At 72.7% G+C, this 13,144-nt stretch carries 13 protein-coding genes; 7 read left to right on the forward strand and 6 right to left on the reverse strand.

The window, feature by feature from the left end; genetic code table 11:
* The first annotated feature begins 570 nt into the window (after positions 1 to 570).
* From ACFYNX_RS13320 to ACFYNX_RS13340, 5 genes are all read left to right on the forward strand, one after another.
* Positions 571 to 978, forward strand: coding sequence for an amphi-Trp domain-containing protein (locus ACFYNX_RS13320; protein ID WP_388661050.1), 408 nt, complete (start codon positions 571 to 573; stop codon positions 976 to 978).
* A gap of 121 nt (positions 979 to 1,099) precedes the next feature.
* Complete coding sequence (locus ACFYNX_RS13325; RefSeq protein ID WP_388661053.1) at positions 1,100 to 1,582, forward strand: DUF6325 family protein; 483 nt, start codon at positions 1,100 to 1,102, stop codon at positions 1,580 to 1,582.
* A gap of 51 nt (positions 1,583 to 1,633) precedes the next feature.
* On the forward strand, positions 1,634 to 1,951 hold the full coding sequence (locus tag ACFYNX_RS13330) for an SHOCT domain-containing protein (RefSeq protein ID WP_388661056.1): 318 nt from the start codon (positions 1,634 to 1,636) through the stop codon (positions 1,949 to 1,951).
* Between the two features lie 63 nt (positions 1,952 to 2,014).
* Positions 2,015 to 3,325 carry a DUF2254 family protein gene (locus tag ACFYNX_RS13335; RefSeq protein WP_388661059.1) on the forward strand — a complete coding sequence of 437 codons (1,311 nt, stop codon included), beginning with the start codon at positions 2,015 to 2,017 and terminating at the stop codon, positions 3,323 to 3,325.
* 79 nt (positions 3,326 to 3,404) lie between these two features.
* Positions 3,405 to 4,238: a class II glutamine amidotransferase gene (locus tag ACFYNX_RS13340; protein ID WP_365543834.1), complete on the forward strand. Its 834-nt coding sequence runs from the start codon at positions 3,405 to 3,407 to the stop codon at positions 4,236 to 4,238.
* A gap of 124 nt (positions 4,239 to 4,362) precedes the next feature.
* On the opposite strand, the gene ACFYNX_RS13345 is transcribed toward ACFYNX_RS13340, so the two are convergent.
* From ACFYNX_RS13345 to ACFYNX_RS13365, 5 genes are all read right to left on the reverse strand, one after another.
* Positions 4,363 to 6,090 (reverse strand): flavin-containing monooxygenase, encoded by a 1,728-nt coding sequence (locus ACFYNX_RS13345; RefSeq protein WP_388661062.1) that lies wholly within the window; start codon positions 6,088 to 6,090, stop codon positions 4,363 to 4,365.
* 108 nt (positions 6,091 to 6,198) lie between these two features.
* Positions 6,199 to 7,434: an MFS transporter gene (locus ACFYNX_RS13350; protein WP_388661065.1), complete on the reverse strand. Its 1,236-nt coding sequence runs from the start codon at positions 7,432 to 7,434 to the stop codon at positions 6,199 to 6,201.
* Entirely contained in the window at positions 7,431 to 8,006 is a 576-nt protein-coding gene (locus ACFYNX_RS13355) for a hypothetical protein (RefSeq protein WP_388661068.1), read from the reverse strand. The genes ACFYNX_RS13350 and ACFYNX_RS13355 overlap by 4 nt, the downstream gene beginning before the upstream one ends.
* Before the next feature lie 107 nt (positions 8,007 to 8,113).
* Positions 8,114 to 9,340: a hypothetical protein gene (locus tag ACFYNX_RS13360; RefSeq protein WP_388661071.1), complete on the reverse strand. Its 1,227-nt coding sequence runs from the start codon at positions 9,338 to 9,340 to the stop codon at positions 8,114 to 8,116.
* A 92-nt stretch (positions 9,341 to 9,432) separates the two neighbouring features.
* Complete coding sequence (locus tag ACFYNX_RS13365) at positions 9,433 to 9,585, reverse strand: hypothetical protein (protein ID WP_365543847.1); 153 nt, start codon at positions 9,583 to 9,585, stop codon at positions 9,433 to 9,435.
* A 652-nt stretch (positions 9,586 to 10,237) separates the two neighbouring features.
* On the opposite strand from ACFYNX_RS13365, the gene ACFYNX_RS13370 reads away from it, so the two are divergent.
* A complete protein-coding gene (locus ACFYNX_RS13370) occupies positions 10,238 to 10,819 on the forward strand; it encodes a carbonic anhydrase (protein ID WP_388661074.1) in 582 nt (193 codons plus the stop codon).
* 19 nt (positions 10,820 to 10,838) lie between these two features.
* Complete coding sequence (locus tag ACFYNX_RS13375) at positions 10,839 to 12,296, forward strand: SulP family inorganic anion transporter (RefSeq protein WP_388661548.1); 1,458 nt, start codon at positions 10,839 to 10,841, stop codon at positions 12,294 to 12,296.
* 284 nt (positions 12,297 to 12,580) lie between these two features.
* Here the strand turns inward: ACFYNX_RS13375 and ACFYNX_RS13380 are convergent, their stop codons facing one another.
* Entirely contained in the window at positions 12,581 to 13,144 is a 564-nt protein-coding gene (locus tag ACFYNX_RS13380; protein ID WP_388661077.1) for a DM13 domain-containing protein, read from the reverse strand.

Consider the following 13,144-nt stretch of genomic DNA (forward strand, 5'->3'; position numbering starts at 1 on the left):
CCGGGCCGGCCCCGGCCCGGGGCCCCGGCCCGCGCCCCCGCCGACCCGGGCGGGCGGGGGGCCCGGGCCCCCCCCCCCCCCCCCGGGGGGGCCCGGGGGGGGGGGGGGCCCCGCGCCCCCCCCGCCCCCCCTTCCCGGTCGTCCCCTCCCGTGCCCTCCCCGCGGAATCGCCTCCCCCCTGTACCCGCTCCTGTACCCGCTCGGTGACGGACCCGTCGGGGCGGGCACGGCAAGGGGGCCTCGCGCACACCCCGCTCGCGAGCGGGGTTCGAGAACGGCCGTGTGCGGCCGACCACGGGGGACAAGGGGAAGTCGACGCCCCGCTGCCCGTCCCCACGCTGTACGCGGACGACGGCCGGCTCGTCACCCACTGGACCACCGCCCCGGGGCTCGCCCTGGACTCCGTCATGCCGAAGCGACGGTCCTCCGGGGTGCGGCCGGCACCGCCACGGCGCACGCTGGGAACGAGACGCGGCCGGTTCCGGAGCGACGGCGGGCCCTCGGACGACCGTGTCCGGTCCCCCGCCCTCCGGCGCCGGCCCCTTCCAGCACCCGAACCGGAGACAGACCATGAAAGACCTCACCTTCGAGCAGAAGCGCTCCGTGTCGCGCGCCGAAGCCGCGGAACAGCTCATGCGACTCGCGACGGCCCTGCGGGACGGCGGGGAGGTCGAGTGGAACGTCGGCCACGGCACGCTGAGCCTGCGCGTCCCCGACGAGCTCCACAGCGAGATCGAGGTCGAGATCGGGGACGGCAGGATCGAGCTGGAGATCGAACTGGAGTGGTCGACCGCACGCCTCCGACCGGCACCGCCGAAACCCCCGGCGGGAGCGGAGGAGAAGGAGGAGAGCGAGAGGAAGCCGAGGAAGGCGGGGCAGCGCAAGAGCGCCCCCGCCAAGCCCAAGCGCACCGGCACCGGCACGAGCACCGGCACCCGCAGGGCCACCTCCGCGAAGCGTTCCGCCGCGGCGCCCTGACCCGGCACGCGGGTGCGCGCACGATCCTGCGGTGATGCAATGGGAGGCGACGCGCCGCCCGGCCGGAGGGGCGGGGGCCGTCGCACGTCCGGGGTGGGCAGTCACCTGACGAGGAGTCGCCATGAACGCCGATGACACGTCCGCCGCCATCTCCGCCGACGCGTCCGAGATGGGACCCGTCGACTACCTGGTCCTGGAGTTCCCCGGCAACCGGATGACCGGGGAGGGCCTGTCCCCTCTGCTCGACCTGGTCGACCGGCACGTCATCCGCGTCCTCGACCTGTCCTTCGTACGCAAGGACACGGACGGTTCCGTCACCGCGCTGGAGATCGCCGACCTCGACGGCGACGGAGCGCTCGACCTCGCCGTCTTCGACGGCGCGTCCTCCGGGCTGCTGGACGAGGACGACCTGCGGGAGGCCGCGACCGTCCTCGAACCGGGCAGCTCGGCGGGCGTCATCGTGTACGAGAACCTCTGGGCCGCGCCACTGGCCGCGGCGCTGCGCCGCGGCGGTGCCCGCATGGTCGCCGGCGGCAGGATCCCCGCCGAGGACCTCCTGGCGTCCCTGGACGCCGCCGAGGCCGAAGCGGGTCCCCTCTCCTGAGGGTCCTCCCCATCCGAGGGTCCTCCCCGCCCGACGACAAGGACTTCCGCCATGCCCGGACTTCTGCGCGGCGTCGCCCGCACCGCGGTCATCTCCGGTACGGCCACCGCCGTGTCCAACCGCGTCTCCCGCCGCCAGGCCGGCCGCTGGGCACAACAGGACGAGCAGCGGTACGCGCCGCCCCCGCAGGCGTACGAGACGGCACAGCCGCACGAGACGACGCAGCCCTACCGGGCGGCGCAGCCTCCGGCCGCGGTGCCGATGGAGGCCAAGATCTCCCAGCTCGAACAGCTCGGCCGGCTCAGGGACCAAGGGGTCCTCACCGCGGAGGAGTTCGAAGCGCAGAAGGGCCGCATCCTCGCGTCCTGAACCGCACGCCCCGCCCGGGGACACGAACCGTGCGGGATCCCCAGTAGACCCGGAGGAGGCCGGATGCCGGGCCATGCCGACGGCTCCGCCCGCCACGGCGCGCGGGAACGGCGCCGGCGCGCCACGCCGTTCCGGCACCCTTCGCACGTCGTGCGCAGGGACCTGTCCCAGTTGCTGTGCGCGGTCGCCGGCCTGGGCCTCGGACTGCTGGCGCCCCTGATTACGGCGGGCCCCCAGGTGGACGCGGGCCGGATGGTCGGCATGCTGTTCACCCTGGGCTTCGGTGTCATCAGCCTGGTGAGCATCATCTACTCGGTGCTCTTCCTGGTCGTGCAGTTCTCCGCGAGCACGTTCACCCCGCGCCTCGGCCTGTTCCGCCACGAACCGGTCGTGTGGCGGACGTTCGCCTTCACCATCGGCCTCTTCGTCTTCTGCATCACCTCGGGCCTCGCCATCGGCTCCCGGAAGAGCGTCTCCGTCCTCGTCCCGTGCGCGGCCGTACTCCTCACCCTGGTCGCGCTCGCCCTGATGCGCACCCTGCAGATGAGGGCGTTCGACTCGATCCAGCTCGGCCCCTCGCTCACCGCGATCGCCGCCCGCGCCCACCGCCTGCACGACGTCCTGTACGTCCGCCCGTACGCACCGGCCGGAGCGGACGCCGGACCGCCGCCCCCGGAAGCCGGTGCCGACGCGGGCGCCGAGGTGCGCTGGGCGGGGCCGCCGGCCGTGCTGCAGCGCGTCGACGTGTCCGCCCTCCTGGGCACCGCCCGGGAGCACGACCTCTCGGTCGCCCTCCGCGTCGCCCCCGGTGCCACCTTGCTGGAGGGCACGGTGGTCGCCCGGGTGACCGGGGGCGACACGAGGGCGGGGGTTCTCCTCGGAGCCCTGTCGACGGGGGTGGAGCGCACCTTCGACCAGGACCCCGAGCTGCCGTTCCGGCTCCTCGCCGACATCGCCCTGCGCGCGCTGTCACCGGCGGTGAACGATCCGGCCACGGCGGTGGAGGCCCTGGACCGCCTGGAGGACCTGCTGGTCCGCCTCGCGGGCCGGGACCTGTCCGTCGGCAGGTTCCACGACTCCGCCGGACGGCTGCGGGTGAGCGTTCCGGTCCCGGACTGGGACCGCTACGTCCGGACCGCCGTCGACGACGTGCTCTTCGCCGCCACCGGCTCCCCGATGGCGCTGCGCAGGACGCGCGACCTCCTGCGCGCGCTGGCGGAGCGGGCCCCGGAGGAACGGCGCGCCGTCGTGCTCGACCGCCTCCGGTGGGTCGAGCGGACCGGCGGCGAGGCGTACCCGCTGGTCTGGGCGGACGGCGCCGGGGCGGGACCGGACGGGCCCTCGGGGGCGGGCACGCGTGGCACTCCCGGGTGAGGGGGCCGAGAATGGGAGGGCCGGCCGGGATCTTCCCGGCGCCGCTCCCGGAGCACGGCAGGGACCCAGGTGATGACGCATGTGTCGATGGCTCGCGTACTCGGGCACGCCCGTACTGCTCGACACCATCCTGTACAAGCCCGCGCACTCCCTGATCGACCAGAGCCTGCACTCCAAGCTCGGCGTGGAGACCACCAACGGCGACGGGTTCGGCGTCGGCTGGTACACGGACGGCGTCGACTCCCCGGCGCTCTTCCGGGAGATCGGCCCCGCCTGGAGCAACCGCAACCTGCGGGAGCTGGCGGACCACGTCCGCTCGCCGCTGTTCTTCGCCCACATCCGGGCGTCGACCGGGACGGCGGTGCAGCAGTCGAACTGCCACCCCTTCCGGCACGGCCGCTGGATGTTCATGCACAACGGCGCCATCGCGGAGTTCCACCTCGTGCGCCGCGCACTCACCCTGCTCGTCGACCCGGAGCTGTACGCGGGCATCGAGGGGACAACGGACTCCGAGGTGATGTTCCACCTGGCCCTCACCTTCGGCCTCGACCGGGACCCGCCCGCCGCCGTCGCCCGGATGGCGGGGGTGGTGGAGCGCGTCGGCCGCGAGCACGGCGTGGAGTTCCCCCTCCAGATGACGCTCGCCATCACCGACGGCGAACGCCTCTGGGCCTTCCGCTACTCCAGCGAGCGGGCCTCCCGGTCCCTGTTCTACAGCAGCCGGGTGGACGCGCTGCGCCGGCTGCATCCCGACATGGCGTTCCTGCGGGAGGCCTCGGAGGAGACCCGCCTCGTCGTCTCCGAGCCCCTCGGCGACCTGCCCGGCGCCTGGAACGAGGTGCCGGAGGGCAGCTACGGCGTCGTCCAGCCGGGCGGCGACCAACTGCACCCCTTCGCCCCCGCGGCGGTCTGACCCGGCCGTCCCGACCGGCCCGCCTCCGTCACGGACGGGGCGGACCCCGCCGGTTCAGCGGACGAGGCTCCTGGTCGGCACGGATGGTCTTGGTCGTGACCCCGTCCACCAGGAGCTTCGTCGTTCACCTCGCGCAGGGTTCCCCGACCGGGCGATCGTCCGCTCCATGGACCTCATGGGCCCGTCCCTGCGCGAGGGAAGAAAGGACGAAGCCGGTGTAACCGTCGCGCGCCACCGCGTCGCACTCCTCCCGGTACCGGTCGAGCCCGCCCGTGTAGGCGAGGAACACGCGTGGTTTGCCCGGGACGTTCGCTCCGGTGTACCAGGAGTCCACCGCCGGGTAGAGCGTACGGGCGGCGATCTCCGCCACGCGTGTCCCCCAGTCGGCCTCGGCGGACGGGGTGACGTCGATCTCGGTGAGGTCGTTCCCGAGCAGGTGGTCGATGCAGCCGGCGATCCACTCGACCTGCTGTTCGAGGGAGACCGTGATGTTGGTGAGCACGGAGGGGCTGAGCGGTCCGAGGACGGTGAAGAGGTTGGGAAAGCCGGCCGAGACGAGCCCGAGGTGGTTTCGGGGGCCTTCGGCCCACCGCTCCCGGAGCGTCACGCCTCCCTTGCCCACGATGTCGATGGCGAGCTGGGAGCCGGTGAGGGCGTCGAAGCCGGTGGCGAGGACGATCGCGTCGAGGTCGTGCTCCCCGTCGGAGGTCCGGATGCCCCGGGGGGTGATGCGCTCGATCGGGGTCGCGCGCAGGTCCACGAGCGACACGTGCGGCAGGTTGTACGCCTCGTAGTAACCGGTCCCCAGGCAGGGGCGCTTGGTCGCGAACGGGAACGTACGCGGGGAGAGCAGTTCCGCCGTCGCGGGGTCGGTCACGAGGGACCGGATCTTGGAACGCACGAACTCCGCGACGGTCTCGTTGGCCTTCTCGTCGGTGAGGACGTCGGTGTAGGTGCGCAGCAGTCCGTTGAGGAAGCCCTCGTCCCAGGCCGCCTCGTAGGCGGCGGTACGCTCCGTCTCGCCGACCTCCAGCGCCGAGCGGGTCGGGGGCGTGAAGACGGTCCCGCCCCGTGAGCGCCGTTGGGCCTGCCGGAACTCGGGGTAACGGGCTTTGAGCGCCGAGCGTTCCGTGGCCCGCAGCGGACGGTTGCGGGCCGGCAGGACGTAGGCCGGGGTCCGCTGGAAGACGGTCAGGGAGGCGGCCTCGGCGGCGATGACGGGAACGGCCTGGACGCCCGAGCATCCGGTGCCGATCACGGCGACCCGCTTCCCGGCGAAGGAGACGTCCTCGTGCGGCCACCGCGCGGTGTGGTGGACGGCGCCGGTGAAGCTGTCGGCACCGGGTAGGGCGGGGTCCTTGGGAACCGACATGCAGCCGGTCGTCAGGATCACGAAGCGGGCGGTGACGACCCGTCCGGTGTCCGTGCACAGCCGCCAGCGGTGATCGTGCCCGTCGTACACGGCTCGTGTGACGCGCGTGCGCAGGACGACGTCCTCGCGCAGGTCGAACCGGTCGGCGACGTGGTGGACGTACCGCAGGATCTCCGGCTGGGCGGCGTACCGCTCGCTCCACTCCCACTCCTGGTCGAGTTCCGGGGAGAAGGAGTAGGAGTACGACATGCTCTCGATGTCGCAGCGGGCCCCGGGGTAGCGGTTCCAGTACCACGTTCCGCCGATGTCGTCGCCGGCCTCGAAGGCCACCGTCGTCAGGCCGAGTTCCCGCAGCCGGTGGAGCTGGTAGAGGCCGGAGAGCCCGGCCCCCACGACCACGGCGTCGACCTGGTCGTCGGCGGGCGGGTGGCCGACGGATCTCGTCGGGGCGCTTGTCGGAGAACTCGTCGGACGGCTCATCTGCGGGCTCCTGTTCTGCCGGATCACGGACGGAGGACGGTGGGGAGCGGGGGGTGTCGTGGTGGATGCCGGGTCGTCCTCCCGCGTACGTGGCCGCCCGGCCGCCCGTCAGGTGGGGCGGCTGCCGCTCATCGCCACGGCCGGGATGACCGCGAGGGCGAGGGCTCCGGCCGCCGTCGCCAGGAGCGGGTATCCGACGCCGCCCATCACCAGTCCCGAGGCCATGCCGCCGGTCGCGCCCGCCACGGACGTCCCCACGTCCGCGAGGCCCTGCACCGCGGCCCGGTTCTCGGGGGGCGCGGCGTCCGTGAGCAGGGCGGTGCCGCCGAGCAGGGCCAGGTTCCAGCCGACTCCGAGCAGGACCAGCGCGCAGGCCAGAAGCGGGGTGGAGGCCGGTGGGGAGAGGCCCGCGAGCAGACCCGAGCCCAGCAGGACGGCTCCGGCCGCGGTGGCGACCCGCCGCCCGCCGATCCGGTCCGCGAGCAGGCCGCTCAGGGGTGACGGCAGGAACATCGCGCCCACGTGCAGGGCGATGACCAGACCCACTGCCCGCGTCGTGTGGCCGTGGTCCGCCATGTGGACGGGCGTCATGGTCATCACGGCGATCATCACGAGCTGCGCGGTGATCATCACGGTGGCGCCGGTGATGACGCCGGGGGCGGGACGCCCCGTACGGTGGGCGCCGGCACGAGTGGGTCCTGGTTCCCGGGGCGGGGCCGGGGGCAGCGGGTCCGGGCGCAGCCAGACCACCAGTACGAGCGCGGCGGCCACGTACGCGACCGCCGCCAGCAGGAAGGGCCCCGTCAGCCGCGGCAGGCCCCAGGTGTCGGCGAGGTCTCCGGTGGGACCGATCAGATTCGGACCCACGACCGCTCCCAGGGTCATGGCGAACAGGACGGTTCCGGCGGCCCGGCCGCGTCGTTCGGGCGGGGCGAGGTCGGCGCCCGTGTAGCGCGCCAGAAGTCCGGTGACCGTACCCGCCCCGTACACGAAGAGGGCGGCCAGGAGCAGGACCGGCCAGCGCGCCGCGGCTCCGGCGACCACGCCCGCGCTGCCCAGTGCGGCGATCCCGTTGCCGAGCGCCAGCCCGGGACGGCGCCCGAAGCGCTGGCTGACGCGCCCGAGGAGCGCTGCCCCGAAGGCCGCGCCGACGGTGTACAGCGCGGCCGGGAGTCCGGCCAGGCCGGTCGAGCCGAGCAGGTCCCGGGCGAGCAGCGCGCCGACCGTGATGCCGGCCGCCATGCCCGCGCCGCCGAGCGTCTGCGCGATGCCGAGCACCGTCAGGGCGCGGCGCTGTTCCCGGGAGAAACCCGCCGCCGTGGCCAGGGAGGCCGTTCGGGTCACGTGTGGTCCCGTACGGGGACCGCCGGCCCGTCGGGCGTCTCCGCCCCGTCGGCCAGGCCTGCCATCTCCGCCAGTGACATGTGCAGTTCGTCGTGGAGGAACCGCACGATCGTCCAGTGCGGCAGGGCGTCGGCGTCGAAGGGGCCGAACTCGGCCGTGTAGAGGGGGATCCAGCGCAGGGCCTCCTCGGCGGCGGTCTCCCGTCCGGGTGCTTCCTGGTAGGCGTCGTAGGAGATGCTCCGGTGGTGGATGAAGTGGCCGCCAGGCAGGCGCCGTTCGCACAGGTCGCGGTACTCGCGCGTCTGCAGGATGAGGTAGTGCCATATCTCGTCGACGTCCTGCTCGACGGGGAGGAAGAGGCCGCCGAGCCGGTCGGGGTGGCGGGAGACGAGGTAGAGGTAGCGCAGGCACTCGCGGACCCGGTGTCGCACGACCGTCGCGGACGGGGCCTCCGGCTCGGCCGTGAAGTGACGCACCACCTCCTCGTGCAGGGTCGGGCCGAGCAGTTCTTCGGCGGTGGGCGCCCCGTCGGCGGCGTGGTCCGAGGGGGCATGGGCGGCGGGCGTGGACATGGGGCTCCTTCGGGGGTCGCCGTCGGGCGCGCCGGGCCGCCGCGTGCGCGGGGACGGCCCGTACGAGCGGCCTCGCGCGCACGGGGGACGACGGGCGGTGGGCTTGGTCAGGAAGGGTCGTGCGCGGCCAGCCAGGCGTACTTGCCGGAGCGGCCGACGGGGAGGGCGGTGCGGTGCTCCACCTGACAGGCCCGCCCGGTCAGGGCGCCGACGGAGGCGGCCAGTTCGGCCGTCTCGCCGGCTGTGAGCGGCGCTTCGTCGAAGGTCGTGTACGCCAGGCGGCACCGGTCTTCGCCGATCAGGTGCAGCCGGTGCAGGAAGACACGGGCGCAGACCTCGGCGATGCGGGCGTCCAGGTCGGCCTGGGAGACGGGCCCCCCGGGCGTGTGCAGCAGCTCCTTCTCCCGCCCGCAGAAGGAGACGATCCTCTCCGGATCGGCACTCCCGTCGCGTGTGCGGACGCAGTCGCCGGACCGGTAGCGGACCAGTGGCATGTAGGGGTTCCGGACGCTGGTGACGATGAGGCTGTGGATGCCGCTGCCCGGTTCCACGGGGATCAGCTCCACGCTCATGTCCCGTAGATAGGGCCGGTAGCGGCCTTCCGCGTCGCTGTAGAAGAGGTAGCCGAGTTCGGTGCTGCCGAAGAGGTCGACCACCGGGCAGTCGAAATGGGCGCGCAGGTGGGCGCGGACGTTCGACGGCGTGTACTCGTAGGCGTGGACGATGCCCGCGGGACGGGGAAAGTCGCTCCACAGGCCCCACGCGGAGACTTTGCGGACCAGGTGCGCCAGGTGGTAGCCGGAACAGTCCAGCAGATAGGCGCCGTCGGGGTGGGCGGTGGCCGCCCCACGGATCTCGGCGAGCATGCGCTCGACCTCGTCGCGGTCCCAGTCGGACGGGTCGAGGCGGCGGTTCAGGTACAAGGTGCGGTCGTCGAGCCAGCGTTCACCGGGGGTGGTGCCGGGCTTGCGGGCGTTCACCCGGGCCACGTGCTCGGTGGCGAGGACGGTGGTCAGCGAGACCCGTCGGGCGCCTTCGTGCCACGAGGCACCGAGATCCGGGTGCTCGCTCCACAAGCGGTAGTACGAGCGGAGCAGGAAGTAGGGCGGCCGGATGAGCTGCATGCGGGCGTGGTTGGTGCCGGTGGAGAGCACGAACTCGGCCTCTCCCGCCTCCAGCGCGCGGGCCAGCTCGGGAGTCATCCAGTTGTCGGGGAAACCGCGGGCTATCTCCGGCTTCTCCAGGATCGGGAAGTGGCCGCGCTCGACGGAGGCGCGGTAGATCGGGATGTCGCGCACCTTGTCCAGGACATCGGCGCTCGGCAGGCGCTTCACGGGGGCTCTCCGGGGCGGATCGTCGGCGGGCGGAGCGGGCGAGAGCTGTCGACGCGGCGACGGCCGCGCCGACAGCGTGGGTCATCGGTGGGTCAGGAGATGCAACCGCTCTTGGGGGCGGCGCTGATGCAGCCGCTCTTGGTGGTGGTGCTGATACACCCGTCCTTGGCGGCTCGGGCGGAGTTGGCGGCGACCCACTTGCGCCACACGGACTCCTCCGCCATGCGCTTGATGAGCTGATCCATGGTGAGACCTCCTGGAAATGAAGGAAGGGGCTGAATGTCCGTCAGGAGACGGTTTCGGGACGGCCGTCCATCGCCATCGAACGTAAAGAGATGGTCAATGAAACGTCAAGGGTCGGCTTGTCGAATGACCTGAACCGCACGCCTCGCGCGACATCGAGCCGAGCGCGGCCCGCGAACGCGACAGGGGTCGCGCACGCGTGGACGACTCTCACACGTGCGGCGGTGGTGGCACCGGCGAAGCGGCCGGTGAGGGCGTGGCCGACGAGACGGGGCGGTCGACGGGGCAACTCCGGCCCGCGGACGCGGATCCGGCCAAACAGCCCCCACTTTCCGGGCTCTTTCCCGGATGACGCGCGTAGTTGACCCCCCGCGCGACTTTACTTACCTATGGTGTTCTTGACCAAAAGTTGAAGATCTCTTGGTTTGGCCCACGGACGTGAACCTGTCGGAAGGGAAGAGCGTGCCGCGAGCCACGGCTTCCCTCACGCACGCTCACGCCTCCGGCCATCCCGCCAACGGCAACCGGGCCGGGACCACCCCTCCCCGGGCCGCGCTCCAGATGTTCCGCTGCCGACCCAGTGGGACGCCCCCCACATCTCTGTCACGCACACCCGACGCGCCGTCGCGGCGCGCCAGGAGGAATCACCACACCATGCAGCCCCTCATCGACAACGCGCGTACTTTCGGCCGGCGCCCCGAGGAGTTCGCGGGCCTCGCCGCGGGCCAGTCCCCCGAGGTCCTGTTCGTCACCTGCTCCGACTCCCGGGTCGTACCGGCCCTGATCACGGGCGCCCGGCCCGGCGAGCTGTTCGAGCTGCGCACCGCCGGCAACATCGTTCCCCCGTACGCCTCCGCCACCCCCACCGGTGAGGCGGCGACGATCGAGTACGCCGTGGAAGTCCTCGGCGTCAAGGACATCGTGGTGTGCGGCCACTCCCACTGCGGCGCGGTCGGTGCCGTGGTGCGCGGTGACGACCTGAACTCGGTTCCCGCCGTACGGGACTGGCTCGCGCACGCCGCGAAAGAACCCGAGTGCTCCGACCCCGCCGACCCGACGGTCGCCGAGGCCGTGCAGAACCACGTCCTGACGCAGCTCCTGCGGCTGCGTTCCTACCCCTGCGTCGAGCAGCGCCTGCGGGCCGGTGAACTCCGCCTGCACGGCTGGTACTACGAGGTCCACACCGGACTCGTACGCGAACACCACGCGGACACCGACACGTTCGAGACCCTCTGAGGGACAGGTGATCACCGTGCTGTCGAAGTTCCCTCACTTACGTCAGGACTTCCTCGCCTCCGTCGTCGTCTTCCTCGTCGCGGTGCCCCTGTGCGTGGGGGTGGCGGTCGCCTCCGGCGTCCCGGCCGAACTGGGGCTCGTCACCGGCATCGTCGGCGGCCTCGTCACCGGCCTCATGCGCGGCAGCAGTCTCCAGGTGTCAGGACCGGCCGCCGGCCTGACCGTGATCGTCTTCGAGGCGGTCAGCGAGTTCGGGGTGGGCACGCTCGGCGTGATCGTGCTGATCGCCGGCCTGCTCCAGCTCGCCATGGGGTTCTTCCGGATCGGCCGCTGGTTCAGGGCGATATCCGTCTCCGTCGTCGAGGGCATGCTCTGCGGCATCGGCCTGGTGATCATCGCCGGGCAGATCTACGCCGCGGCGGGTCTGAAGGCTCCGGAGACCGGCGTGGGAAAGATCACGGGCCTGCCCCGCGCGTTCGCCGACGCGTTCGGGAGCACCGAGGCCCTGGCTTCCCTCGCGATCGGCGCGGGCACCATCGCCGTCATCGTGCTGTGGAGGAGACTGCCGGAGCGGGTGCAGTCCGTTCCCGGGGCCCTCGCCGCGGTGGTGCTGGCGACGGCCGCCGCTCTCGGCCTCGGACTGCCGGTCGCCACCGTCGAGGTGGAGGGCCTGCTCGGTGTCGTCCAGCCGCCCGGCGCCGAGGCCTTCGGCGAACTGGCCAGTCCCGCCATCTGGGGCACGATCATCGCGTTCGCGCTGATCGCCTCGGCGGAGAGCCTGTTCAGCGCGGCGGCCGTGGACCGGCTGCACGACGGTCCGCGCACCGAGTACGACAAGGAGATGGTCGCCCAGGGCACGGGCAACACGGTCTGCGGCCTGCTCGGCGCCCTGCCCATGACCGCGGTCATCGTCCGCAGCTCGGCCAACGTCAACGCCGGTGCGAAGACCAAGGCGTCGCGTGTCCTGCACGGCGTGTGGCTGCTGCTGTTCGCCGCCGCGCTCCCGTTCGCCCTGGCACTGATCCCCCTGCCCGCGCTCGCCGGCATCCTCGTGCACGCGGGCTGGAAACTGATCCCGTTCCGCCAGGTCGCCGCGTTGTGGCGGGAGCACAGGGGCGAGGCGGCGATCCTGGTGGTCACGGCCGTCGCCATCGTCGTGGTGAACATGTTCGAGGGCGTCCTGATCGGTCTGGCCCTGGCGGTCGCGAAGACCGCCTGGGAGGCCTCGCACGTCGGACTGGAAGTCGTCGACAAGGGCATGGGCCCCATCCGGGCGCACCTGGCGGGCAATGCCACGTTCCTCCGCCTGCCGAAGATCCTCGACACGCTGGAGTCCCTCCCGCAGGACCGTCCGGTCGAACTCGACCTGTCAGGACTGCACCACCTCGACCACGCCTGCCGCACAGCGCTGGAGAGCTGGGCCGAACGGCACAGTGCGACCGGCATCGAACCGGTGAAGCTCACCACCGCGGCCTGAACCGGCGAACGACGGATCGGTCCCCGGCCGTCGGAGGTCGCCGGGCTGTCGGCAGCCCCGGCGTCCGGCGGTCGGGAGACGATCGGGCGCACCGCGCGTGAGGACACCGGGCTCCGGTGCCCACAGGTGCAGAAGCCCGAGCCGGAGCCGGGCGCCGGATCACCCTTTCGGACGCCCGGCCCCGGAACGTGTCCGGGGCCGGTACGCCCCGCGCGGCCGGTGAGAGGTCCGCGATCGACTGCGGGAAGCGGGTTGCGGGACGCCGGCCGGAGCGTGACGGCCCGTCAGGCCCGAACGAGCGCGGCGGCGCCGAAGGAGACGTCGAACCGGTCGCACCAGACGCTGACGCCGGGGTACTCCGTCCAGTCGACGTCCGCGGGCAGGGGGTAGTTCTGATCGCCCTTGTTGCCCTTGAGCCCGGCCAGGTCGACGTACCGTCCCTCGTCGAAGACCCTCCAGCCGGCCGTGCCCTCCTTGACCGGAGCGTCACTCATCAGGACGCGCAGGTCGGGGCCGTTGCTGGTGTCGAGTCCCTCCAGGCGCAAGGTGTGGGTGCCGTCGGCGAGGCGGACGATCTTCGCCGTGCCGGTGGTCGTGTGCTCGTGACTGATGAAGGTGCCCTGCGCGACCGTGACCGGTGCGGCGGCCGAGGCGGAAGGGCCGGGATTCGCCGTCGGCGTCGTGGCCGGGTCGCTCGTGGCCGGGACGCTCGCGGCGGGCAACGTCTCGTGGACCGTCTCGTCCACCCACAGGGCCCACGGCTCGAACCACACCAGCCCTGCCACCGCGAGCACCGCGACGGCGGTCGCGAGACCCGCCCACCGCTTCCCCTTCCGGCTCTTCTCCAC

The sequence above is a fragment of the Streptomyces sp. NPDC007872 genome (assembly GCF_042868165.1).
GTDB lineage: Bacteria > Actinomycetota > Actinomycetes > Streptomycetales > Streptomycetaceae > Streptomyces.

Bases quoted from the DNA above. Each gene is read 5' to 3' on its own strand.
- ACFYNX_RS13320 (WP_388661050.1), top strand. From the start codon at position 571: ATGAAAGACCTCACCTTCGAGCAGAAGCGCTCCGTGTCGCGCGCCGAA.
- ACFYNX_RS13325 (WP_388661053.1), top strand. From the start codon at position 1,100: ATGAACGCCGATGACACGTCCGCCGCCATCTCCGCCGACGCGTCCGAG.
- ACFYNX_RS13330 (WP_388661056.1), top strand. From the start codon at position 1,634: ATGCCCGGACTTCTGCGCGGCGTCGCCCGCACCGCGGTCATCTCCGGT.
- ACFYNX_RS13335 (WP_388661059.1), top strand. From the start codon at position 2,015: ATGCCGGGCCATGCCGACGGCTCCGCCCGCCACGGCGCGCGGGAACGG.
- ACFYNX_RS13340 (WP_365543834.1), top strand. From the start codon at position 3,405: ATGTGTCGATGGCTCGCGTACTCGGGCACGCCCGTACTGCTCGACACC.
- ACFYNX_RS13345 (WP_388661062.1), bottom strand. From the start codon at position 6,090: ATGAGCCGTCCGACGAGTTCTCCGACAAGCGCCCCGACGAGATCCGTC.
- ACFYNX_RS13355 (WP_388661068.1), bottom strand. From the start codon at position 8,006: ATGTCCACGCCCGCCGCCCATGCCCCCTCGGACCACGCCGCCGACGGG.
- ACFYNX_RS13365 (WP_365543847.1), bottom strand. From the start codon at position 9,585: ATGGATCAGCTCATCAAGCGCATGGCGGAGGAGTCCGTGTGGCGCAAG.
- ACFYNX_RS13370 (WP_388661074.1), top strand. From the start codon at position 10,238: ATGCAGCCCCTCATCGACAACGCGCGTACTTTCGGCCGGCGCCCCGAG.